The sequence below is a fragment of the Ensifer sp. ENS11 genome (genome assembly GCF_014851895.1).
Classification (GTDB): Bacteria; Pseudomonadota; Alphaproteobacteria; order Rhizobiales; family Rhizobiaceae; genus Ensifer; species Ensifer canadensis.
Window position 1 is genome coordinate 1 of record NZ_JACVAN010000037.1, and the last position, 22,440, is coordinate 22,440.

Here is a 22,440-nt window from a genome sequence, read left to right on the forward strand (position 1 = left end):
ATCGCGCATCGCCTCATGGGCGGGATCGGGGATCCAGACGGCGCTCAGTTCACCAGCGCGATGAAGCCTTGCCAGATTGTTGGCATCTCGACGGTCTGTCTTGATGCGATCGCCCGGCTTTCGCGGGATCAAAGAGGGGGCGACAACCACGCAGTCATGACCTGCGGCAGACAGTTGGCGCTGAATGCCATAGCCGCAGGGTCCTGCTTCGTAGCAAAACTTCAGCGTCCGCCCTGGCTGTGAAAGCTTCGCCAGCATACGGGCCAAGGCCGTTGGCGTGTTTACGATCTGGCCAAACGCGCGCACGTCCCCACGTTTGCCGCCATCAGCGAGCGCGACCGAAATCGTTTCTTTGTGAACGTCCAATCCGACATATGTGATAGTGTCTGCCACGGCCCGTCTCCTATGCATGAGGCTCTGTGCGAGGATAACTCACGCAACCCTCGATACCTGCATATTGTGAGACGGGTCACCCGGTCCCAAGGCGAACATTTAGTCTAGCGCGGGCTTCGTGCCTGGTTGATCGCGCGGCGCTGGCTCTCGACGCTTGCCTCCTCTGCTTCGTAGGCGCCGGTGGCGGGCAGAAGCCCGCGGATACGATGGCGCATCGCCTCAAACGCCGCCCATTGCGACTTCGGCACCATTTTAATCGCATGTCTGTCGCCGCGGGTGAGTGCTCCCGGTCCGAAACGTGCATCGAGCGCCTTGCGGACAGTCGCGAACTCCGCACGGATCTCCGGATTAAGCGCCCGAACCTTCCCCGCGAGATGCTTCGCATTCTTCGCCGTCTGTTCCGTTAAACGGCGGAGCTCACTCTCAGCTTCTTTGGTCAACCCTGGTATAGCGACACTCATGCGGTTTCGTTCATTCTTGACCGCCAACAGCTCCGCCTCGTAGGCGGCGGCGTAGGAGCATCCCATGGTGCGAATGGAGGCGGCAGCGATATTGACATACTGTATTGCTTCCCGACGCTCTCGTCCTGCTGCCAGGAGCCTCTCCAACACCCTGTCCGAGCCACGCAAGGCGCCATAGGCGGCGGGATCAGCGACAATGGCATGCACAATGCGTTCGGGGTCGATCTTCATTGTTACAAGGCTCTCGATCGTCGCAACCGCGGTGGCCGGATCGCGCCAGATCCGAACTGCGTCTCGCCCGAGTGCCGCTCTCTCCTGCCTGTAATGCTGGGCCTCCACCGCCCTGAGCCGCGCCTCATCCTCCACACTGACCTTGAATTCGGTTACAGCTGGCAACATTGGCAAGCGCGCGACCGAATACTGCGGAGCAAATGCTGCCGGTGCGATGAGTTGAGCGGGCTCGTGTTTTTCTATCATGCGCTGCTCCGCCGCAAACCGTCTAACGACCGAAAACAGCACAGTCAGTTCGGCCTGCCTTTCCTCCACCATGCTTTCCGGAAAACGCATCGCCGTATCGCGCTTAGCGAAGCCATCTGCCTTGTCGGAAAACGCAAGCCATCCGAACCGACGGGTCAGGGCATCGTCGATGGCCTTGACCTCCTGCACTACTGAGCGATCCTCCGTGGCGATCCGGAAAGCGGATCGATAAGCCTCATCTCCCCCTTTCTCCCAGGCCGTTTCGATCTCCAAAAGCCGCGCTCTTGCATTTTTGGAAAGTGCCGGAACAACGAAGCTCATATGCGATCTGCGCATTCGCTCGCGGTTGAGGAAGCGCTCTTCTTGGCTACGAAACTCCGTCGCCAGAGCTCGCGCCAAAAGCGCGAGCTCTGGCACAGCTGACAAGGTCGCCGCCCTCTCCTTCCTGGCCGCTTGACCGTCGACAAGGTTAGCGCCGCCACGCAGTTTCCCGAGTGCTTTCGGGAATCGAATAAGCCGGTCTGCGATCAGCTGCGGATCCTTGGCGGTATTCGAGGATTGTTCGTTCAACTCCGCAAGCGCGGCCGCCGGATCGCGGTAAATCCGCTTGAGCAAAGGCATGATGATCGCTTCCTGCTCCGCCCAGGCAGGTGATGCGAGGTGCGCAAGTCGAGCATCTTCCTCGAGTGTCCGCGAGAACGAAATCGTTGCCGGGAGTAATTCTGGATTCTCATCCGCACTGACCTTAGGAACCTGCCGCCTGGCTGCACTGCTGCTTGCCTCAATGCCTTCGGCATGCTCAGCCGCAATATCAAGCGCGGAGTTGGCGCGTTGCCATAGTCTAACCACTCGACCACGCTGATCGGAAAGCCAGCTCAGCGTACGATCCGCCTTCTCAACAAGACTCCAGCCAGACACTACCTCAATTCCGCGACGCTTCGCGAAGTCCTCTGCCAGTGATCGGTATGCATCCTCCGTCACGTAATCGAGCGTGGTCGTTTTTCCGCCCGAACGCGAGAGCCGTTTAACCAGCTGCGGAAATAAGTCCGGCAAACGGTTTTCCTTGGCAATCCGTCGTTGTCGGTCCTCTGCTTTTTCGATCAGACCCGCTCTCCAGATGTTGCGCTCGACAACACGCTCTTCGATGCGTCTTTTGCCAGTGTCTTCATCGTTGACTGGAACCTTGACCGTGACCTTCTCTGTTCCATCCTTTCGAAGCATTACGGTGTCGCCAACCTGCACCCCGCCATTCTTCAGCGCCTTCGGCAGACTGACGCCCCACAGACGATGGGTCATTCCATCTTCAATACGAAGATCGGCATAGGGACTTGGACCAACATCGTCGCGCGGTCGAAACGTCGCAATTCCTGTTTCGACAAGCTCGCCGCTAACCCCGTCGGTGTAGTCGGCACGCGGCGCTCTGTCGCGTTCCCGCCTCCGCTGGAAATCCTCCGCAGCGACATAAAGATCGACGCGATCGCGGTGGCGGGTCATCGCGACATACGTCAGATGCTGGTCCATCATGCCGGTCGCCAGCACGAAGGCGCGATGAAAAGTCGAACCCTGACTTTTGTGGATGGTCGCGGCGTACCCATGATCGACATTGCGATAGGTATCCTCGGCAAAAACGACATCGCGTCCATTGTCGAGCCGCACCGTGAGCAGCGCCGTCCCGCTTCCGGCTGCCGTCGAGCAAACCGTCCCGAGCATGCCGTTCTTCACGTGCTGAACAGTAAGGTTCTTGGCATGCGGCGCGACGAACCGGGCATTTTCGAGAAAGATGATCCGATCACCAACCGCGAACTCCCGCATACCGCGCTCGGTCAGGAACGGCCGGCTGTCCGACAACAATCCATCCGTCGAAAGCACATTGCGAATAGAACGGTTCAACACCTTCACGTCGTCATTGGTATGCGCAAGTACAGTCAGTTCGTCGCCACGAAGTTTGCGACCTTCCGCCCTGGCGTTCACTACCAATTCGCGATGTGCAGCTGTCCAGTCTACGACGATGCGCTCGATGGCAGCCTGACGGGTCTCGGCGCTAACGATATGCCCGCGTTCGCCATAAGCGGCAAGCGCCGCTTTCACATCGCCGCGGGCAAATTGCTTGGAGGCCGTACGCGCCCATTCCTCTTTCTGCCGCCGGACACCGGCCAGCTCTGCAGAGTTGATGCGCTCGACAATCGCTCGGAAAGCCGCACCGGCCTGAATCGGCTGAAGCTGCATCGGATCACCAATGAGCACCGCCTTTGCGCCCGCGACCTCGATACGCTTCAACAAACGCCCCATTTGTTGTGACGACACCATTCCGGCCTCGTCTACGACCAGCACATCCCCTTTTCCGAGAAGATCGTTACCTCGCTCCCAGGCACGTTCCCAGGAGGCGATGGTGCGGGCGAGAATACCGGAACTTTCCTCCAATCCCTCAGCAGCCTTGCCGGCCAGTGCCGCACCGACGACACGCCGCCCCTCATTTTCCCAAACAGTACGGGCGGCACTCAACAATGTCGATTTACCGGCGCCGGCCACACCGACGACCGCGGCAATTGCGCCACCGGCGGTAACATGCCGGACGGCATCGATTTGCTCTGTTGCGAGCCGAACACCACCGGCAGACATTTCAGATTCAATTGATGTAACGGCAGCGTCAACGCGGGACTTAGAGACACCGAAGCCTTTCATCTTCGACAACTTAATTGCCAAGCGTGCCATTTCATATTCGGTTCGGACCAGAGCGCGCGTCGTGAACACCGCCGGACACTCTACTTTGCAGGTTTCACTGTTTAGCCGTTGCGGCTGCAGCATCACCAGATCGTCCGATGCCATCAGTCTGGCGCGTATATTGGCAAAGACGATCGGATCGTCGATATAACGATGCAGCGCGCGGGCGATATCCCTCTCGTTAAAGGTCGATCGCTCGATGGCGAGTTGCTTGAGCAACAAGGTCGGATCATCCGTGAGCCGGTCGGCAATCTCATAGCGCTTGGCCAATGCAGTCGGTGAAAAATAGGATTCGATGCCTTTACGAACAAGCGCAGCACGATCCGGACCGAAATGCCGTTGCTCCAGTCCGCGAAGTCCTTGTTCATCGTAGGAACGACCATCAAGGCGGAAGTCATGACCGGCAAGCGCCAGATGGCGGCTTGCCGTTTCCGCCCAGGCAACCTTCCACTCCTTCATCGCTTCCTTGTCGCCTGCCCACAGCCGATAAACGATTTTCCCCTCAGGTCGGTCGGGCGTTTTGACGCGTACCGGTTGGCCGTCTTCACCGACGATCGCGACTTTCTTCGGCCCGAACCCCTCCTCGGCCAAAGGGCGCAGCGTTGCCATAATATGAACATGCGGATTGCCGTCCTTGTCGTGATAAACCCAATCGGCGACCATTCCCCGCGACGTGAGGTTTTCCCGCACGAAGTCGCGCACAAGTTCGATGTTCTCCTTGCGGTTTAATTCCACCGGAAGCGCGAGAATGATCTCGCGGGCAAGCTGCGCATCGCAGCGCGTCTCGAAACGGTCGACCGCGTTCCAAAGCACTTTACTGGCACCAGCGACCGTCCGCCCATCTATGGCCGCCTTCAGCCATGCGGGTGTTTCGGCGGGCAAAGCAAGTTCTTCATGCGCCAGTTCCGCAGCATCGCCATAGTAGCGGAATTCCTTGCCGATCTGTTCGTCCATCATCTTGGTGCGATGACGATAGGCAGCTGCAGAGATGATACTGCGTCCGGCACTCCGGCTGATCACCTGAGCCCTCACAAACATGATAGCCAATTCAGGTCAAGCTCCCCTCCCAAGCGCGTCGCAACTGCGACGTATATTGCGCCATCCGCCTACTTAGTAGGACTTCATGATTCATCTTTGGCTCGGAGTTTCATTTTCCAATACCTCATTTGCGACGATTTGACTATGACATTTAAGATAGTATAATCGAATCTCGCTGGAGACAGAGGAAGGACGAAAAGTGCGCTCAAAAACAACCATTTCGGAAATCGATGCTCAAATCGAAGCACTGCGGGCGAAACGCAAGAACCTGCTGTTTAAAGCCAACGAGCGTTTCGCCCGGATGGCGCAGAAAGCCGGTCTCGCCGAACTCGATATTCCCGATAGCGAGCTCGACGCCATTTTCGCAGAGATCGTCACACGATTTCGCGAAAGGGTCCGGGGCGCCGCTGGTCCATCCGCTTAGGCGGCTTGACCAGCGGATTGTATTTCTCGAACGGAAGCGGCAACACAGAATGACGCAAGAGCGCAAGCGCGATACCCACGAGAAAGTCATCCTCGGCGGATTGGTCATCAAGGCAGGCTTAAGGAACGCCGATCGGGCGTTTCTGCTCGGAGCGCTGATCGAGGCGAGCCGGGTTCCAGTCGGGGCGGTGGAGCATGATCGGCTATGCGCCCTCGGTGCGAAGGCCTTTCGGGCGGAGGCCCGCGCACTGATCAAACTATAGACAGAGAGTGCGGGATGGCGGCGAAACGACGACTCAGCCCGATGGTCCTGCTGGCACTCGTGCCAATAGCAGTGAGCCTCGCGACTTTGCTTATCACAGCTTACAAGTGGCCGACGATGGCGACTATGGTTGCGCCCGAGTATGCCTATTGGTTCATGCGTGCGTCCCCGATTCCCAATCTTTTCTTTGGACCGATTTCGGGGCTCATTACTGTGGCAATCTTGCCTCTGCACCGGCGCAGACCGATCGCGCTTGTCAGTGTCATCACGTTTCTCTGCATTGGCGGATTTTACGCAGTACGGGAACACGCCCGCCTGTCCCCCTTCGTTCAGTCTGGAGTGGTCACCTGGGCAGGGGCGTTTTCCTATCTCGATCTCTACGCAGCCGCAGGCGCAATCGGCGGCTTTGCCATCGTGGCGCTCTCCGCCCGTATGTCCATAATCATCGGTGGAACGGTCAAACGAGCCCGGCGGGCCACCTTCGGCGACGCCGATTGGCTGTCTATGTCTGCCGCCGCCACACAGTTTCCGGCGGATGGTGAAATCGTCATTGGCGAGCGCTACCGGGTCGATCTCGAGACGATCCACCGTGTCCCCTTTCGGCCTGACGACCGGTCAACCTGGGGGAAAGGCGGCAAGGCACCGCTGCTCACCTATAGGCAAGATTTCGATTCCACTCATATGCTGTTTTTCGCTGGTTCAGGCGGATACAAGACCACGAGCAATGTTATTCCGACAGCGTTGCGCTATACCGGACCACTGATCTGCCTCGATCCCTCGACCGAAGTAGCGCCGATGGTTGTTGCCCATCGGCGAACGAAGCTCAAACGAAACTGCATCGTACTTGGCCCATCCAATCCCGCTTGGGGCTTCAACGTCCTCGACTGGATTGAAACCTCGAAATCCAAGGAAGAGGACATCGTCGCGGTTGCTCACATGCTTCTGTCGGAAAGCTCTCGGATCGAAACATCGACGGGGTCATATTTCCAGAACCAGGCGCACAATCTTCTGACAGGTTTGCTGGCGCACATCATGCTCTCTGCGGAGTATGCCGGCCGTCGCGATCTTCGCAGTCTGCGCCAGATTGTTTCCGAGCCCGAACCCTCAGTCCTGGCGATGTTGCGCGACATTCAGGAAACATCGCAATCGGCCTTTGTCCGCGAGACGCTGGGCGTCTTCACCAATATGACGGAACAGACTTTCAGTGGCGTCTATTCTACCGCGTCGAAGGATACACAATGGCTATCGCTCGACGACTATGCCGCGCTCGTCTGCGGGACGGCATTCAAATCGGGTGATATCGTCAAGGGCGCGATTGACGTTTTCCTGAACATTCCCGCCTCGATCCTGCGCAGCTATCCGGGCATTGCCCGCGTCATCGTCGGTTCACTGATCAATGCCATGATCCAGGCCGACGGGGCCTTCGACCGCCGCGCACTCTTCATGCTCGATGAGATCGATCTGCTCGGCTTCATGCGCGTGCTCGAGGATGCCCGCGACTACGGCCGGAAATACGGCATCACGCTGATGTTGATGTATCAATCGGTCGGCCAGCTCGAAAAGCACTTCGGCCGTGATGGCGCGACCTCATGGATCGATGGATGCGCCTTTGCATCCTATGCGGCAATCAAGGCGCTCGACACGGCCCGGAACGTTTCCGCTCAATGTGGCGAAATGACCGTTGAGGTCGAGGGCCGGTCCCGCAATATCGGCGGGAGCAGCTCTGACAAAGCTTCAAGGCGGTCAGAGAGTGTCAGCCTTCAGCGCAGACCGCTGATTATGCCGCACGAAATCATCCAGTCGATGCGCAAGGACGAGCAGATCATCATTGTCCAGGGCCACAGTCCGTTGCGTTGCGGACGTGCGATTTATTTCCGGAGAAAGGACATGAATGCGGCGGTCGAACCCAACCGGTTCGTCAAGACAGCGGCGACCTAAGCGATCACATCCTGTCACCGCTCGGCAATACGTCCAGAAGATTGCTGTCGAAGCAAGATGACGCACGGCCACTATTTTGGAGGTGGGTCATCGGTGTTGCGACGGACGAGTTCCTGCCGTGCCGCTTCCAGTTCGGCTTCGATCTGGTGGCGCTCCTCGGCGTCCGGGCAATATTGCAATTCGGCGCGCAGTTCCTCGATGTGCTGTTCGATGGTCATCGTCATCTCCTTGAATTTGTGAAAGATGACGCCGTCGGTCATGAGGGGTCGGAAGGGGTCAAGGCTCGCGTCACGCGACCGGCGGAGCCGGCGCGCGGAGGAGCCGATTTTGCCGCTTGCGGCAAAATTGGAGGGGGCCGCGCGGCCTTGATGCATTCAGACCCCTCATGGCATCCTGACGTTTCTGAGCAGACAGGGTGGGTTGGGTATGCCACCCAGAATATACGGGCAGCTGGCTGCCTCGCTTCTAACAAGATCCGGTTAGAGCGCCACGCGCAGTATTTCGCCAATGATGACAAACAAATCGAGACCGTAGCCTGCCGACTACGGTCCCTCTTGGCTATATACTCAGCTAGGCGACGATCCGGCTGGCTGCAGTAGCGACTTTGGCATAGGCCGAAATTGACCGGTCCGCTTTAAAGGTGAGGTCCCTTTCGACGCGCAGGCCAAGGCGACCGCGAACGGATTGGATCTCCGAGAGAAGAACGGAACCGAGTTCGGGAAGCCCGACGCCGAGGTCGCAGAGCCCGAAGAGCAAATCGGGGTCCTCCGGGTCGGCAGCGGCGATCAACCATGTGGCGGCCGCGTCGGGCGTAAACAGTTTGACGAGCGGAAGCGGATCGAAGTCTGGATCGCGTTGGAAGCGTCGACCGTTGGTGATTAGGGCCGCGCGGATTTCCTCGGTGATGAGGCGCATTGGTATTCTCCAAGATGAAGGGGTTGGACGGAGCGGCCCCGCGATCACCGCGGGGCCGGCGTGTGCGACGCTCAGGCTGGATCATTCCACAGGATGACCTTGCGGTTCGCCTCGCCGCCCGGCGCCGGTGCGACATTGCCGAAGATCACACCGATCTCCGGCGCTTCAAGCTTGACCGAGAGGTATTCCTCGCCAGTGCGCTGCGAGTTCCGGTACCAGCCGGCGCCGATCTCGAAGCCGGTGCGGCGGTGGATGATGCGATAGTCAGGGGCGCCTTCGCTTACCTTCTGGCCATTCGGAATGAGGGCGATCGGGGCGTTGACCTTGATGGTCGCGAAGAGACCTTCGAGGGTGCCGTCGGTCTTTTCGGTAAGGGTTGCGATCGTGGTGGCCATGGTGCTGTCTCCTTCGGTTGCTCGGGAACCATTCCCGATGGCGCCCGAAGAAGGGGCCGAGCCGCAAGTGTCACCGCAGCGAAGCGGAGGGAAACCCCTTGCGGGTTGACGCTGGACGCGGCCGGTCCCTTAGAAAGGCGACATCGAGAACGGGAATGGTTTCCGACGCGAGCGATCGAGGAGACGCGTGGTTCGTGCGCGCCATCGCACACGGGCGTTCAAAAACCGGCAGCGCGGGTTTCATGGGGCTGGAACCTCATGAGCAACGCTATCGCCCGCAAATAGTGCAGGGTTGGGAGGCCGCTGCGCGTTCGTCATTAACCGAGACAGCCGACGGACTGGCTCGCAGGATCCGCGAAGGTCCGCGAGCTGCCGAAGATCATGCGGATCTCGGATGCTGTCCGGTTTGACCGAGAGGTATAGTTCGCCGGTATGCCGTAACGGTAGCCGCGGCCTCCACGAATACCCGATCGACAAGCGGAGACAGCTTGTACGTCGGCACAGATAAATGGCCTAGCGTGTCAATCGTCGATCCGAAATCCGACCTTCACAACCACCTGATAGCACGCCACCGCCCCATCCTTGATCTGTCCCCGGATTTGATCCACCTCGAACCATTCGAGATTTCTCATTGTTTTAGAGGCCCGCATAATCGCCGTCTCGATTGCCTCGGTCACCGAGACTTTCGAACTACCGATAAGTTCTACCTTCTTGTAGACATGGTCGCTCACGTTATCCTCCCGTATAGGTTCAGGCTACGCTTGGCTTCAAAAGGGGCTCGAGGGCACCGCTCGACGGGGTTGCTGCTCAATAGAGCGGGCATCGTCACACCGACAACGCTGCGCCAAGGGACTGCTTGCATGCACAGCGAACCCAACGATCCGGCAATACCGGGTTGCTGTCAAACAATGTAGAGGCAAAGGCCACCGCGAGCCGGAGATCAATCGACCCGGTTGACCTGGTGTGCCTGGGCCGCGCAATCCTTAGAGAACTTGCGGCGCCCCTCGTCATGAGGGGCTTGGTGAGACGGATGATAGCACCCCGGGCGCTGTGGCGGAGGACACTATGCCGAGCGACTTAGCCATATCTCTGTCACCCGGAACTTGCCCTCCACCCGTTTGCATTGAATGACCACATCGACCATCATCTTCAAGAGGTTGCGGATATCGTCGCGGGCGAGATCCTGCCCGCCGTCGGATTCCTTAACGAGGAGGGTCAGCTGCTCAAACGCGAGGGCCGCCGAGTCAGCGTGCACAGTGGTGATGGACCCTGGATGTCCGGAGTTGATATTTCGGATGTAGTAGAAAGCCGTGCCGTCGCGCAGTTCCTGCAGCAGGACACGATCGGGACGCATCCGCAGGCTTGACTCCAGCAGCTCCTTGGGACCGATATTCGCAAGGCCCTGTTCCCCCTTCGAATAGAACAGTCGAACGTGGTTTGGTTGCGGTATGACCAGCTCGGCTGTGTCCTCGATTGTGATAATGCGCTCGAACGTCGGAATGTGCTGGATCAGCGCCTTCGACAGCGTGGTTTTACCCGAGCCGGTCGCCCCGGAAATAATGATGTTCTTCCGGGCGACAACCGATTGCTCCAGGAACGCCGCATAGTTTCCGGCTTTGTAAAGCTTAGACAGCCTTGTGTCCGGACTGTCGGCCCGATCGCCCGCCGCGGCGGTCACGGTAAATAGTCCTGCTGCGTCGAGGCCCCCTAACGACAGGGACACCGATGAGGGTTTGCGAATGGTGATGCTAACCGTGCCTTTTGTTGTTGCCGGCGGGATAACGATCTGAATACGCTCGTCGTCCGGAAGAGTTGCCGAAAGGATCGGCCTCGCCTCGTCGATCGCCTGATGCGAATGACTGGCAACGGCGCGGGCAAGACGCATCAACCTGTCAAAGGTCAGTTCCGCAACGTCAAAGCGCGACCAGCCAGCGGACCCTTCAGCCAGGACTTCGCCCGGCCGGTTGATGACCACCTCATAGAGTGTGGGGTTTTGCAGCAACCCCGCGATCGGCTGGAGAAGCTGGCGCACGACAGGCGCGTCGCACGTTCCCGTCATGCGCTCATCCTCATTTCGTTACCACGCGCGCGCGTTTGCTGAAGTCGCCGAGGACAGAACGATTGAGAAGAGTGTTGCGTGGTTCGGTCACCCGCAATTCGTAGATCCGGGAAAAATCGAGATCACGTGCCACGAAAATCGACACGAGCTCGCCCTGATGCTTGCTGAGCGTCGGGACAATATTAATCGATTGCTCGACCGCGATCGCTGCCGCTTGCCTGCCGGCGCTCGTCGTACCCTCCGCGTCGACGTCCTGATCCTGTAATTGCCTTCCGCCAAAGCTCGCCACATCACCAACGATCGACAGGAGCAAAGCACTGCCGAAGCGCTCCCACCAATGACTGTCGACATGACCGTCAAAACCGGCGCGACCGAGCGCATCGGTTGCGGGTGAAGCAAGCGCAATGATGACACCGGTTGGCGTTTTCGCACGGTTCCAGAGGACGAAGAGCCGCTTCTGGCCGCGCCGCAGACCGCCGCGGTATTCGCCGACAATCTGCGTGCCCTTCTCCATCAGCACCACACGGCCGTTATCCGAAAACACGTCGCGATTGATGACACAGCTGGCGAAGCCAGGCTGGTCAGAAGACAGAGCCGTTTCGAGCACGCACGGGATCGAAGTCCCCATCGCGACGATATAGTTCCGGTTGCCGAGATGTCCGGCTCGCGAACCTTCGAGCCGTGTCGGCTTCAGCATCCGGTCGAAACGCTGATCTTCGTTTTCGCCTCCCTCGCCGCCAAGCGCGCCATTAATGGGCAGATAGGTCGAAGCTTGATCCGGCGGTGTTTGCGTGTATTCGGAACGGCGATCGATCACTTGGCCTGCGCTGAAGGCCATGACTGGGGCTCGCCGCGCAGATTCCAGAAGCTCGTCCTTTTCGGGTTCGGTGGGCGCTTCGGCGACAACCGGCGTTGGCAATTTGACTTCGGGCAATGGCTCCACCGTCTTGGGCTCCTCTTTTGCCGGCTCGAAGTCCGTCGCTTGCCGGATGACCACCCGCTCCTCACGATTGGCATTCGGGTCAAGGGTCTGCGAACGCATCGACCACAGCCCGAAGCCGATGAAGGCGAGGATAGCTGCGACAACGGCGCCGCGTCTGAGAGCCGGGTTGCTGTCGAACCCTTGGGGAAGCTGGGCATGTCCGCGTTCGCCGGGTATCGTCGTTGGAACATCGTCTGTCATTGTGCGTCTCTTTGGGCTGTGTCCTCATCTGCTGCCTTGACGACCCTCTCCACCGATGGAGAGGTCGTATGTGTCCCGGGGTTGTCGGCGCCAAGAGGGTGGCCCTCGTTGAAGACGCAGATCACATCCGCTCCACGACGCAGGATGAACTTGCGGCTGATGGCATGAACGAGCACGAGACCACCGGAGATGGATTTTGAGACGAGACTTTCGGTTCCGTCGGAGTTCTCAAGGTAGATTGCCGGGATCTCCCGATTGTCGCCGAAGACAAAAGTTGTAAGCTTGCCGTTGTCGTAAACGGCCTGCGGTTCGATCGCGGCAGATCCTTGCACCGAATATTGCCAGTTGCGCGGGCCATATTGCTCATGGAGCGCCAAAACGTCATTTGCAGCATCGGCTTTCTCCGCTTGGCCACGGGCCTGCGCTTCCAGGCGCCGGCGCTGCGCCTCGTCAGTGGGATAGCGGTACTTCACATAGAAGTAGGTATCTTGTCCGGCAGCAACGGAGCCGTCGCGCACTGTAAGCTCCATCTGGTAGCTGCGCTTTGAGCCATCTCGTCTTGTCGTGACTATGGAGATGTTGGTGATCGGCTGGTTTTCGCGCGGTTTTAGGAACAGAATATTGCCGGCTGGCGCCACCTCCCAAGCTACCGAATTGCCAAGCGCCACATGCGCGATCTCCTCATTGGGCGCAAACTCCACCTGAACCGAAGAGCGCAGCGTGCCGACGATGCGGGTGATGTTGTACGGCTGGTAGTTGACGAAACGAACACGGTTGTCCTGCCCGGCGCCGCTCGGAATATCGAGGGCCAAGGCTGGATGAAACACCGTTGTGACGGCGACAAGGGCGGCAAAGACTGGCAATGAAATTGTCTTCAATTGATCGCCTCCGGATCTGCCCGATAATCACTGACGACGAAGCCAAGCGGATTGACCAGCCGGTCGGTCGAGGAGACCGGGGCATTGACATAGGAATAAGTGAGCGTCGCCACCCAATGAGTTGTGCGCACATCGTCTGCCCGGGTGATGGTGCTGAGAAAGCGCACCGACACGACGTTTGCGTTGATCAGGGAGATCGACTTGATCGTGACTTTCACCGTCGAACCGCGCCCGTAAACATTTTGTGGGGAGTGGGGATTACTGCCGCGGTAAAGGGTGGCAAAGCGCATCTGCTCGGGTTGCGCCGACAGGAGTGAGACGGTCTCGAAATTCTCCTTGGCCTCCGACCAAACATAGCCTTCGCGCGCCCTGACATAGCGCGCAGCAAAATACTTCGTCACCGCTTCGTCGTAGCTTCCAGCCCCCGAGGTCAGGGCCGATACCACGTCGACAATACCGGTCGAATTGTCGACACGCACGACGAATGGCACGGCCGTCTTTAATGGCGCGAGCGTAGCGACGGCAAAGACGGCGGCGCAGGCAACGAAACTTGCAACAATCGCAATAGTCCAGGCAATTCGTGCCGAACGTTCGACGCTTATCAAGCGATCCTGATCGAAACGGCGCGCCCTGTCGAAATAGGCCTTCAAACCATCCGGGGTGATCATTGGCGCCCCAGCGCCTCGGCGCATTTGCGATAGGACGCGCGTTCGTCAAACTCCTCGAAGGCCGCGGGAACAGGCTGTTCACGCAGGTAACCGAGCGGTTTTGCAGAATGCTGTTTGCCGCCCTCCCATTGCCACATTGAACGGTTGAGCGGGCGTTTGGCGTATCCGTCGCATTTCGGGAGATGAGACGTCATCGTGTTGCATCCGCTGACCAGGGCCAACAATAGGAGGCAGAAGACAGTTCGCGGCATATCGACCGGTATCCTTTGTTCATCCGTAAAGGGGTCGCAGCGCCGTTGAGGCACCTTGCTGGAAGAGCATCGGCAGGTCACGACGTGTCGTGTGCCGACAAGCGGCGAACGGCGGCGCGCATACCGCGTCGCGCGATGCGCTGGACAGCGACTGCTCCGGAGGTGAGCGTACTCTCATGCGCATCGCGTGCCGCAGAGTAGCCATAGGTGAGCGACGCACCACCGGCAGCAAGGGATGCTGCGATACCGGGGAGCTGATAAAAGACATAGAGGCTTGCGATCCCAATGGCTCCGATCGCTATCGGCCGCATCAAGACGTCCTCGTAGGCTTCGACGGTGGTGAACGACGTGTCGAGCGTCGTGATCAGCAGCGAGCCGACCGCAACGACCAGGACCTGTAAGATAACGAAATTAACCAGTTGGCCGATCCAGGCTTCGGTGAAGCGCCGCGTGCTCTGAAACATCGCCAGTGCAATGAAAATGGGACCGAGTGCCAGAATGATGGCGAGTGCGACGCGGGCATAGAGGGAGACAATATAGCCGATTGCAGCGACGACGAATGTGATGACGACCATCAAGAGGCCACCGAATGCGGTCGCGATGTCGAGCGGCCAAGAGCTTCTGTTCCAGATTTGGTTGGCCGACGCCTGCCCCTTGTCGAGCAGTGCATCAAATGTCGACGCACTCGGTACGGTGCCGGTGTTGAGCGCCGTGGAGATTTCCTGCGGCAGACTGGTGAAGAATAGATCAGTTACAAACGCCCGATAGTCGGCAGCATCGCGCACGAGCATCACCAAAATGCCGAGCTTGATCGCGCGGTAGGCAAACTCCAGCACAGGTGTTTCGATGGACCCTCTGAGAACCAGATAGCCATAGAGGACGACATAGAGCACGAGGGCCGCCGTCAACGGCCCCGCCACCCACGTGCTGATGTTGGATGTTCCGGAAGAAATGAAACTCTCAAGTGGAGCCTTGAATTGACTGTCGAGGAAAGCAAAGACCTGGTACATCCGCCTTAGCCCCCAAACGCCTTGTTCGTTCGCTCGAGCCGAGCCTTGCCACGGACCGCCTCGGCCAAGCGGTTCAATTCGGTGAGAACCTCACCGTGCGAGCAGGCGGCGGGCAACAGCAGACGGGTCGGCATCGACGTTGTCATTTGAGTGCGGCTCCCATTGCGTCCATCCGTTTGCGCCAGTCTTCGGCCTGGCGTTGCAGATCAACCTGAACCTGCGCTTGCTGGATCATCTGCAGTGCCTGCATGCGCAGGGTGTCCGTCTCGAGAAAGGCGGTTTCGGCAAGCAGCCGGGCCTGAAGGTCTGCTATGTCCTTGGCGTCTCCGGCCGCGGCAATCCGTTTGCGCAACTCGTCGATGCCATCGATGCGCTTGGTTGCCGCGTCATAGATCTGCTGCCCGAGGCTCATCTGACCGGCGTTGCGGTTCTGCATACGAGCAAGTTCTGAGGCGTAGAAATCGTTGGCGCTGGTTTTATAGATGCTGTTGTCATCGAGGAACCTCGTGGCGGAATCGCCAAAGGCGCCGGCGCCTGAGCCCTTCAGCAGCCCTTGGACGGCTGAGAAATCGTCGGGTAGTGCGTTGCGGATCGCCGGATCGTTCAAGATGGTTGCGATATCAGCCATATCGGTCAGCTTGTTCAGGGAGCCGTAAAGCTGCTGCGCCTGATCAAGCTGCGCCTTCATCGTATCCAGTTGCTTGGTCAACTGGGCAATGCTCTCTATGTGTTTGGCGATTGCAGCGTTATCGACAACCGGGATCCCCTGCGCTGAGGTCCCTGTTGCATAAAGCACTGCGGCCGCAGCGATCATCGCTGTCATCTTCCTGATCATCAGCTTTTACTCCTCATTTGCTGGAACAGCGGCAACCAGGCGGACGGATCGTCTCCTACGTCCGCACGGATACGATCCCCCAGTTCGACATTGGCGGTGCGCCCGGACAACACGGCGAGTTCATCGTCGAAGCCTGCGAGATTGAGTTCGGCGACAACACTGTTGTGGCCCTGCTTGACGATAAACCGCCTCGCATCGTTGGAGAGTGCACACGATATCAGTTCGAACTCACGCTCCGTCAGCTTGAAACCATCGACATAATCGCCATGACTTCCACGCGCATTCGGCATGAATAGCTGTGTCGGGCATTGTTCGATGATCGTATGTGCAATCGGTGAACCGATAGCGTCGCGTGGGCTTTGCGTGGCAAACAGCATCAATCCGTTCTGCTTGCGGATCGTCTTCAGCTTGTTTTGGGCAAGATCGCGGAAGGCCTCGTCGGCAAGCGCCTTCCAGAATTCGTCGATGACGATGATGATCCGGCGACCGTCGATCAACTGCTCGACCCGATAAAACAGATAGGCCATCAGTGGCGTGCGGATTTCCTCATTGTCGAGAAAATGCGTCATGTCATAGCCGAGGAACTTCGCCCCGATGCCTATGTCGTCGGCCTCATTGTCGAACACCCAGCCAAGCGGCCCACCTTTTTCCCAGCGACGCAGGCGCGCCGCTATGCCCTCGGGATCGGTGTTGTCAAGGAAAGCACGCAGCGCCCCTATGGTGCGCTCATCGCGCGAAAGGTCAGCAATTCCCTCGATGGCGCCGGCAATATCGCGGACTTCGGTAACGGAAAGCTCACGCGCCTTCGAGCCGACAAGCTTCGCGATCCATTGGGACAGAAAGACCTTGTTCTGCGGCGTGAGCTCAAGACCCTTAAGTGGTGCGCATCCGGTTGGCGCACCATTTCGCAGCGGCAGATAAATCCCGCCTGCGGCGCGCACGAACAGATCGGCGCCGCGGTCCTTATCGAAGAAGACAATATGCGGATCATGCTTCTGTAACTGCGAGAGCATGAAATTGACGACGACGGTTTTGCCCGATCCTGTCGGGCCGCAGACGAAAGTATTGCCGAGATCACCATGGTGGAAGTTGAAATAGAACGGCGATCCGGACGCGGTTTTCAGGAGAGCGACGGCGGGCCCCCATTCGTTACCGTGCTCCTGACCGCGGGGATAGGAATGGAACGGCGAAAGAGCGGCGAAATTTTTGGACGTGATTGCGCCAGAGCGGGCCCGATAGCGAAAATTGCCCGGAAGCTGCGCCCACCAGGCTGCTTCGAGCCCGAGATCCTCCCGGGCAACGACTGCACCCCCATTTGTGAGGTGCGCGCGCGACTTTGCCAGATTGTCATTGAGCTCCGTCACCGATGGCGCAAAGACTGCGAGCGTCAGATGATGTTCGCCCAGGGCGAACCGGTTTGATTCCAGATCGTCGAGGGCGTCTGCAAGCTCGTGCAGTTGTGAACTTGCCCTGTCGCCAGCGCTGACCATCTGGTTCTGCTTGCGCCCCATTATCACCTTGGCGTCGGCCTTGCTGACAAAGGCGAATGACTGAGTGAGGATGAGCTCGAACGGTGCCGTCAGCAGGTCATCAAGCATGCCAGTGCGGGTGCGCGCCGGGTACTCCTTGAACCCGAACATGCCGGCGAAACGGCTCGCGGCTTCATGTCGTATCTCGGCGGTTTCCCGGCCAATGATGACCCGGTCGGAGTAAATCGCTGAAGAAATGCGCCCTTGCGTAAGCGGGATCGGTTCTCGCTTGCCGCCGACCAGTTGATGGAGCACCTCACTCGGCTCAGAAAAGACAATGCCGTCGTGCTCATAGATCGATAAAATGCGCGGCGCGAAGCGCGCCAAGCCGGCTGAGACGTCGGTCGTCACGTCGACCAGATGTTTGAGGGCCTGGCGATCAAGTTCGAAGCCAGTGGCCCGTGCGGTCTTTAGCCTGGTCAGCAACGATGCGATCTTGCGGGCAGGATGGCGGGCCGGATGCCACACCAGCGTCAGATAGAGATCGTTGCGAAAGAGATCCTCGCCAACCATCCTGTCGCGGTATTTTTGATTGAGGCTGGCGGAGAAGGCATTGGCATAAATGCCGTGCGGATAGTCATTGTCGCGCCGACGGATGACATGTGCCCATAGCGCCAACCGCTCATCGGCGATGTTGCGATAAAGCGTGTTGAGATCGCGGTGAAACGCATTGATATCGAGGGGATCAGCTGTTTCAAAAGCGATGCCTTCAAGGGCGATGACCGACATCAAAGCGCGAGAGTCGAGGCCAATGACGGTCTCATCGATATGACGGACGTAGGGAATAAAGGTTTCCGGTTCCAGTTCGCGGGCTTTGAACTTAGCAAGACTAGTCAAGGTCTAGATCCTCCCTTCCAAAACATGATCAAGGCGCAAGGGAGTGACAGTCGAGCCTCCCCACAGAACCGCGTTGCGCGCCCTGCCTCGCGTTTCAATGCAGGCAACGAGGACGCGAAACATATTATGGTCGTGCTTGACGAGTGCTTTGAAAGCGAGATGGAGAACCACGCCAACCAGGGCATAGACAATCGAGCCGGCGACGATGAACAGGATCGTCGTCAGCATCACGTTGATCGCCATCGCCTCCATCGTCACCCCGGCAACCATGATGGGACGCGTGCAAGCAAGTAATAGCGTGTCTTCCTCAACAGCAGCAGCGCGCGACATGAGCATCATCCGACGATCGTGTTGACCAGTTCGGTGGCGCCGAAGATGCCGCCGATACCGATGATCCAAAATCCAGCCTTGCGCAGATCCATGTAACCGAACATCCAGGAGATGCAGATGACTATGATGGCGATGACCGCGAGCAGGCGCGCGATATTGCCGGTCAGCATATCGACGATGTTCTGAAGCACGTTTTCAATGCCAGCGGCCTGGGCGAAGGCTGGTTCCATCATCGCCAAGGTCGTCGCTGCAGTGATCAATATCGACGCAGCAACAGGCTTTAGATGCGATCGTAAGGCCATTCGAAACTCCCTTTATTGTTTGGAAAAAACGACAACCGAAGAGCCCGCTTTCGAAGCGAATACATCCCAGTCATCCTGACCGCCGCGGGGCAACGGCTGAACCTCGTGTGCCTTTGCGGCTTCGTCGCGCGGGGCGCCTTCATTCGGCATTGGGTCAATGTCGCCGTCGCCGATCGCTCCGTGCGGCGACCGTGCCTGCCGCGTGACATCTTCCAGTACGAGCTCGGCCAGGCGTGGCTTCAACCGCTCCTTTTCTTTTTCGACACGGCGGTCGTATCCGACGATCTCACCGATCTTTGCATCGCCTCGACCGAAGTAGGCGCGCAGCGTGACGGCTTCGAGCTCTGTGCCTTCGAACCCCGCGCGGTCCGCAGCGATCCGGTATTGCGTCAGAAGGTGCGCCGTGGCCTTGAGGTTCTCGCACGGGTCAAAGCCATCGACGATGCTCATTCCCATGCTCGCAAGGTCAGACGGGCTTATGCCCCCGAGCCCGAGATCCACGCTATGGCCCTCGGCAATGAGCCTGGTCGCAATATCGGCGGCTTGGATGATATTGCGCGGCGGAGCGCCGAGCGGATGATCACTGTTGATACGGATCGCCAACGGCGCAATGCCGCTTTCAATGCTGACGACAGCCGCGAGAATCTCGCTTGAGATCGTCGGTGCGCAGGTCTCAGCCAATTCGACGAATAGGACTGGCATCGGATCAAAACCACACACGTTGGGGCGCCACCCCATCAATCGTTAGGTCGACGAAGCGGGGGTGTTGGCGCACATGCGGCGGTTTCAGCCGGTACGCTACGCAGACGCGTCGTCCTTGTGCCCATTCCCATTGACCCGCCTGTCGCCCGTCCAGCCACCGCCTCGTACAACTGTCGTTGCCTGTTGGGACCGGCCGCAACGAAATGCATGTCGCTTCGCGGCCGCGGTCTCCGCTGCGCTGGCTCAGCCGATACCCAGCTTCGCAGTAATAGGGCTCATACCCCGGACGAGACGCTCGAAAACCGATACCGCTACAGACGGGGAAGGACCGCCCCTTCGCCAAATGTTTCCAAAGCTTGTGGATTGACGGCCGGCATTCCGCAAACTCGGTTGGGCCGCCAGGGTTCGACAGGCAAAGAAGGACTTCACATGCCCAATTATCCGCATAGGATTTAGTCTCGTACACGGCATATATTGCAATCGACAAAGAGCCGGATAGGACGATCTTAGAGATGCTGAAAACCATGCGAAAACCTCGCGGAGCAACTAGTGAGACCTTGGGGGAGCGATTTGTCAGATCGCCTGCGTGTCACAAAAATGACAGTTAAATCCATGCCAACGTCATTTGACGCCCGCTGGCAGAGCATTACGTTTTCGTCGCTCGCAATGAGCGAGATCATGGACAATCCGGTAGAGGGAGAGACCCCGCAGGCTCGCCTCAAGCAGCTGGGAATGCTGAGCCTGCTTTATACCTTGCACCTGGCCAACATCCCGCTGACGCTGACAAACATCACGGAAAAGACAGGATTGACGCGGGGCGGAGCGGCAGAACCGATCGACCAGCTGGTTGCCCGCGGCCTTTTGAGGGAAGGCTGGGCGAAGAACGCGCTCGGACGGGGCAAGGCCCGCGAATTCGAGATATCGGATACGCTCTTTGCAAGACTGAAACAGGCCAGCTCGCCTTGAGCGCCAATAGACTTTTAGTGATCATAGCCGGTTCACTCCATTGGGTTGAGGCGGAAGCGGCGGCCTCACTGGCGTGAGAAAGCCCATGTTTCGCGCATGTCGCTACACTGGAATTGAAGGTCGCCCTTGTTCACGATGGTGCGGAAATTGCAGGCGATCGAACTTGGCGGCATGCCACAGCAGCAAGGTCGGAAGCGTCGGGTGGATGGAACTAAGCTCCACGGCCAGAACGTCTTCGATCGCGATACGCGTGAGGAGGTCACTTGCCTCCACAAACAGAAACAATCGTTTGCCGCGCGCCCACATTGTGATCCTCCCACCAGCGACAAATTTAATGAGATCGCCTTCGTCCGTCTGGAGCAGTTGGCCAAGTGCCGGACGTTCTGCCAGGCGTCTGACGACATATGCGGCGCCTGGAACCTCAATGCACAGCTCACTGGCGGTCGTGGGTAAGCCGAATTTAGCGTTGGAAGTCAGCATTTGCTCCCACCCCCGCTTGCTCGAACTCTTCGAGGACGGCTACGATCGCTTCGCCGATTGCCTTGATATCATCCTCGCTGTGTCCCGCTGTCGGACATATGCGCAATCCGGCGCGGCCTTTTTGAACGGTCGGAAAGAAAATTGCCGATGTGTAGAATCCTCTATTCAGCAAAGTTCTCGCCGCCGCGATTGCTCTTAATTCGTCACCGATCTCGACTGTTCGTATCGGCAGAGAGGAGCCGCGCTGCTGGGTTGGAACGAGGCAGTCAAAAAGAGCAATGCGTGACTGCAGCCCGAGCTGGAGATTTTGGAGTTCCGGCGTGCGATGCAAGGCTTGGGATGCGAGTGCGGCGCCGATCGCCGCTACATTCAAAGACGCAGAAAATGCATGAGCAACCCCGAACCTTCGAAAAAGCTGCTCCTGATGGTCGTTGCCGAGCATCAGCAACCCGCCTGAGGCGCCAAAACCCTTGCCCAGAGATGCTGCAATAATCGTGCGGTCACCGAGCGAACCGTCAATCTGCGACCGGGCATAGCCTTCGCCGTTACCTCCGAAGATGGAGATGCCGTGGGCGTCATCGACATAGAGGAACAAGCCGTAACGGTCTTGCAACTGGCGCAGTTGTTCGAGCTTGACACAACCTCCCATGGAATAGACGCCGTCGCAAATGTAGGCAACTGCAGGATATTTTTTACAAAGTGCCTCGAGCGCCTCGATGTCATTGTGCTCAATCGTTTCGACCTTGGTTTCACCAGCGAGCGTTCCCTTGTGATAGGCAAGCGTCGCATGGGCGAGGCGGTCAAAAACCATTACGGGCTTGGCGCCACCTGTCAGGTGACCGGAAGCGATCAACGGAAGTGCACTCATGTTTGCGGCCAGTACAGTGCTGAACGCAATCACGTGCGCATTGAACAACTCTGACAGGGCCATCTCGAGTTCGCCGATGATCGCGAAATTGAGGCGGGTTCGCGCGCAAGACCAATGCAAGGCGCCGTAATTGATCAGCGCTTCGATTGCGCCATCGATAATCTTCGGATGATTATCGAGCCCCAGATAGGAGCAGCGCACGAAATCAACGACACGGCGCTCGCCTTCATGCGGTAGAACGACAGCCCGACCGACTGAAGGGCGCGCATAGAGCGCCATGAGCCCATGGAAATGCGCAGCATCGAAGTGGCTTCGCGAATGGCGGATGAGACTATCGGTATTCCGGCGAAGGCTCCTACTTGCGCCGTTCGGACCGGTTTTGGTGTTTATCGACATTTCGTGCCTCCAGAACATGAATTGAGTGGAGACTGGCTGTTGTAACGATCCTATTCAACGAAGCATTGTGCAAATATTTTTGAATCTTCTGCAAAATACAAAAAGAGTAGCTTAAATAATAAC

The 22,440-nt window shown here is 58.4% G+C and carries 24 protein-coding genes; 4 read left to right on the top strand and 20 right to left on the bottom strand.

Going from position 1 to position 22,440, the window contains the following annotated elements; translation table 11 throughout:
* Positions 1–393, bottom strand: a 393-nt coding sequence (locus tag IB264_RS33495; protein WP_192435225.1) for a transposase, incomplete at its 3' end; no start/stop codon positions are given.
* A gap of 104 nt (positions 394–497) precedes the next feature.
* Complete coding sequence (gene traA / locus IB264_RS33500) at positions 498–5,099, bottom strand: Ti-type conjugative transfer relaxase TraA (RefSeq protein ID WP_192435226.1); 4,602 nt, start codon at positions 5,097–5,099, stop codon at positions 498–500.
* A gap of 190 nt (positions 5,100–5,289) precedes the next feature.
* Between traA and IB264_RS33505 the strand changes: the two genes are divergently transcribed.
* The 3 genes from IB264_RS33505 to traG are packed head-to-tail and all read left to right on the top strand — an operon-like array spanning position 5,290 to position 7,713.
* Positions 5,290–5,514 carry a TraC family protein gene (locus IB264_RS33505; protein ID WP_057206344.1) on the top strand — a complete coding sequence of 75 codons (225 nt, stop codon included), beginning with the start codon at positions 5,290–5,292 and terminating at the stop codon, positions 5,512–5,514.
* A 49-nt stretch (positions 5,515–5,563) separates the two neighbouring features.
* A complete protein-coding gene (locus IB264_RS33510; RefSeq protein WP_057206342.1) occupies positions 5,564–5,776 on the top strand; it encodes a conjugal transfer protein TraD in 213 nt (70 codons plus the stop codon).
* Positions 5,777–5,790: 14 nt separating this feature from the next.
* Positions 5,791–7,713: a Ti-type conjugative transfer system protein TraG gene (gene traG / locus IB264_RS33515; RefSeq protein WP_171520624.1), complete on the top strand. Its 1,923-nt coding sequence runs from the start codon at positions 5,791–5,793 to the stop codon at positions 7,711–7,713.
* Positions 7,714–7,784: 71 nt separating this feature from the next.
* Here the strand turns inward: traG and IB264_RS33520 are convergent, their stop codons facing one another.
* The 16 genes from IB264_RS33520 to IB264_RS35710 all read right to left on the bottom strand — a co-directional run bounded on the left by IB264_RS33520 (position 7,785) and on the right by IB264_RS35710 (position 20,121).
* Positions 7,785–7,931: a hypothetical protein gene (locus IB264_RS33520; RefSeq protein WP_164474988.1), complete on the bottom strand. Its 147-nt coding sequence runs from the start codon at positions 7,929–7,931 to the stop codon at positions 7,785–7,787.
* Positions 7,932–8,283: 352 nt separating this feature from the next.
* Entirely contained in the window at positions 8,284–8,628 is a 345-nt protein-coding gene (locus IB264_RS33525) for a DUF2958 domain-containing protein (protein ID WP_210335712.1), read from the bottom strand.
* A 71-nt stretch (positions 8,629–8,699) separates the two neighbouring features.
* Positions 8,700–9,023 (bottom strand): DUF736 family protein, encoded by a 324-nt coding sequence (locus IB264_RS33530; RefSeq protein ID WP_171520623.1) that lies wholly within the window; start codon positions 9,021–9,023, stop codon positions 8,700–8,702.
* A 521-nt stretch (positions 9,024–9,544) separates the two neighbouring features.
* Positions 9,545–9,754, bottom strand: coding sequence for a dodecin (locus IB264_RS33535; RefSeq protein WP_057206335.1), 210 nt, complete (start codon positions 9,752–9,754; stop codon positions 9,545–9,547).
* 332 nt (positions 9,755–10,086) lie between these two features.
* A complete protein-coding gene (virB11, locus tag IB264_RS33540) occupies positions 10,087–11,082 on the bottom strand; it encodes a P-type DNA transfer ATPase VirB11 (protein ID WP_057206333.1) in 996 nt (331 codons plus the stop codon).
* Between the two features lie 10 nt (positions 11,083–11,092).
* Positions 11,093–12,265, bottom strand: coding sequence for a type IV secretion system protein VirB10 (virB10, locus tag IB264_RS33545; protein ID WP_171520622.1), 1,173 nt, complete (start codon positions 12,263–12,265; stop codon positions 11,093–11,095).
* On the bottom strand, positions 12,262–13,134 hold the full coding sequence (virB9, locus tag IB264_RS33550; RefSeq protein ID WP_192435243.1) for a P-type conjugative transfer protein VirB9: 873 nt from the start codon (positions 13,132–13,134) through the stop codon (positions 12,262–12,264). The genes virB10 and virB9 overlap by 4 nt, the downstream gene beginning before the upstream one ends.
* 5 nt (positions 13,135–13,139) lie before the next feature.
* Positions 13,140–13,811: a virB8 family protein gene (locus tag IB264_RS33555; RefSeq protein WP_192435227.1), complete on the bottom strand. Its 672-nt coding sequence runs from the start codon at positions 13,809–13,811 to the stop codon at positions 13,140–13,142.
* Entirely contained in the window at positions 13,808–14,005 is a 198-nt protein-coding gene (locus IB264_RS33560) for a hypothetical protein (protein WP_309141690.1), read from the bottom strand. The genes IB264_RS33555 and IB264_RS33560 overlap by 4 nt, the downstream gene beginning before the upstream one ends.
* 134 nt (positions 14,006–14,139) lie before the next feature.
* Positions 14,140–15,072, bottom strand: a complete 933-nt coding sequence (locus IB264_RS33565; protein WP_192435229.1) for a type IV secretion system protein — start codon at positions 15,070–15,072, stop codon at positions 14,140–14,142.
* A gap of 142 nt (positions 15,073–15,214) precedes the next feature.
* Positions 15,215–15,907, bottom strand: a complete 693-nt coding sequence (virB5, locus tag IB264_RS33570) for a P-type DNA transfer protein VirB5 (protein ID WP_113569011.1) — start codon at positions 15,905–15,907, stop codon at positions 15,215–15,217.
* Positions 15,907–18,273 (bottom strand): VirB4 family type IV secretion/conjugal transfer ATPase, encoded by a 2,367-nt coding sequence (locus IB264_RS33575; RefSeq protein ID WP_192435231.1) that lies wholly within the window; start codon positions 18,271–18,273, stop codon positions 15,907–15,909. Before IB264_RS33575 ends, virB5 begins: the two co-directional genes overlap by 1 nt.
* A 3-nt stretch (positions 18,274–18,276) precedes the next feature.
* Positions 18,277–18,603: a type IV secretion system protein VirB3 gene (locus IB264_RS33580; RefSeq protein WP_192435233.1), complete on the bottom strand. Its 327-nt coding sequence runs from the start codon at positions 18,601–18,603 to the stop codon at positions 18,277–18,279.
* 5 nt (positions 18,604–18,608) lie between these two features.
* Positions 18,609–18,905, bottom strand: a complete 297-nt coding sequence (locus IB264_RS33585) for a TrbC/VirB2 family protein (RefSeq protein ID WP_057206323.1) — start codon at positions 18,903–18,905, stop codon at positions 18,609–18,611.
* A gap of 12 nt (positions 18,906–18,917) precedes the next feature.
* A complete protein-coding gene (locus tag IB264_RS33590; RefSeq protein ID WP_246811879.1) occupies positions 18,918–19,643 on the bottom strand; it encodes a transglycosylase SLT domain-containing protein in 726 nt (241 codons plus the stop codon).
* Complete coding sequence (locus tag IB264_RS35710) at positions 19,612–20,121, bottom strand: hypothetical protein (RefSeq protein WP_371412306.1); 510 nt, start codon at positions 20,119–20,121, stop codon at positions 19,612–19,614. The genes IB264_RS33590 and IB264_RS35710 overlap by 32 nt, the downstream gene beginning before the upstream one ends.
* Before the next feature lie 98 nt (positions 20,122–20,219).
* Here IB264_RS35710 and IB264_RS33595 point away from each other — a divergent pair, with 98 nt between their 5' ends.
* Complete coding sequence (locus tag IB264_RS33595; RefSeq protein ID WP_057206320.1) at positions 20,220–20,573, top strand: MarR family transcriptional regulator; 354 nt, start codon at positions 20,220–20,222, stop codon at positions 20,571–20,573.
* Between the two features lie 102 nt (positions 20,574–20,675).
* On the opposite strand, the gene IB264_RS33600 is transcribed toward IB264_RS33595, so the two are convergent.
* Positions 20,676–21,053, bottom strand: coding sequence for a hypothetical protein (locus IB264_RS33600; protein ID WP_128090506.1), 378 nt, complete (start codon positions 21,051–21,053; stop codon positions 20,676–20,678).
* Positions 21,034–22,317 (bottom strand): aminotransferase class I/II-fold pyridoxal phosphate-dependent enzyme, encoded by a 1,284-nt coding sequence (locus IB264_RS33605; RefSeq protein WP_084815211.1) that lies wholly within the window; start codon positions 22,315–22,317, stop codon positions 21,034–21,036. Before IB264_RS33605 ends, IB264_RS33600 begins: the two co-directional genes overlap by 20 nt.
* Positions 22,318–22,440 lie beyond the last annotated feature (123 nt).

Coding starts and splice junctions, on each gene's coding strand:
- IB264_RS33565 (WP_192435229.1), bottom strand. CDS start 15,072: ATGTACCAGGTCTTTGCTTTCCTCGACAGTCAATTCAAGGCTCCACTT.
- IB264_RS33555 (WP_192435227.1), bottom strand. CDS start 13,811: ATGATCACCCCGGATGGTTTGAAGGCCTATTTCGACAGGGCGCGCCGT.
- virB11 (WP_057206333.1), bottom strand. CDS start 11,082: ATGACGGGAACGTGCGACGCGCCTGTCGTGCGCCAGCTTCTCCAGCCG.
- IB264_RS33520 (WP_164474988.1), bottom strand. CDS start 7,931: ATGACCATCGAACAGCACATCGAGGAACTGCGCGCCGAATTGCAATAT.
- IB264_RS33595 (WP_057206320.1), top strand. CDS start 20,220: ATGCCAACGTCATTTGACGCCCGCTGGCAGAGCATTACGTTTTCGTCG.
- IB264_RS33560 (WP_309141690.1), bottom strand. CDS start 14,005: ATGACGTCTCATCTCCCGAAATGCGACGGATACGCCAAACGCCCGCTC.
- traG (WP_171520624.1), top strand. CDS start 5,791: ATGGCGGCGAAACGACGACTCAGCCCGATGGTCCTGCTGGCACTCGTG.
- IB264_RS33525 (WP_210335712.1), bottom strand. CDS start 8,628: ATGCGCCTCATCACCGAGGAAATCCGCGCGGCCCTAATCACCAACGGT.
- IB264_RS33605 (WP_084815211.1), bottom strand. CDS start 22,317: ATGTCGATAAACACCAAAACCGGTCCGAACGGCGCAAGTAGGAGCCTT.
- virB10 (WP_171520622.1), bottom strand. CDS start 12,265: ATGACAGACGATGTTCCAACGACGATACCCGGCGAACGCGGACATGCC.
- IB264_RS33530 (WP_171520623.1), bottom strand. CDS start 9,023: ATGGCCACCACGATCGCAACCCTTACCGAAAAGACCGACGGCACCCTC.
- IB264_RS33510 (WP_057206342.1), top strand. CDS start 5,564: ATGACGCAAGAGCGCAAGCGCGATACCCACGAGAAAGTCATCCTCGGC.
- IB264_RS33590 (WP_246811879.1), bottom strand. CDS start 19,643: ATGGGGTGGCGCCCCAACGTGTGTGGTTTTGATCCGATGCCAGTCCTA.
- virB5 (WP_113569011.1), bottom strand. CDS start 15,907: ATGATCAGGAAGATGACAGCGATGATCGCTGCGGCCGCAGTGCTTTAT.
- IB264_RS33600 (WP_128090506.1), bottom strand. CDS start 21,053: ATGCTGACTTCCAACGCTAAATTCGGCTTACCCACGACCGCCAGTGAG.
- IB264_RS33580 (WP_192435233.1), bottom strand. CDS start 18,603: ATGTCGCGCGCTGCTGCTGTTGAGGAAGACACGCTATTACTTGCTTGC.
- IB264_RS33585 (WP_057206323.1), bottom strand. CDS start 18,905: ATGGCCTTACGATCGCATCTAAAGCCTGTTGCTGCGTCGATATTGATC.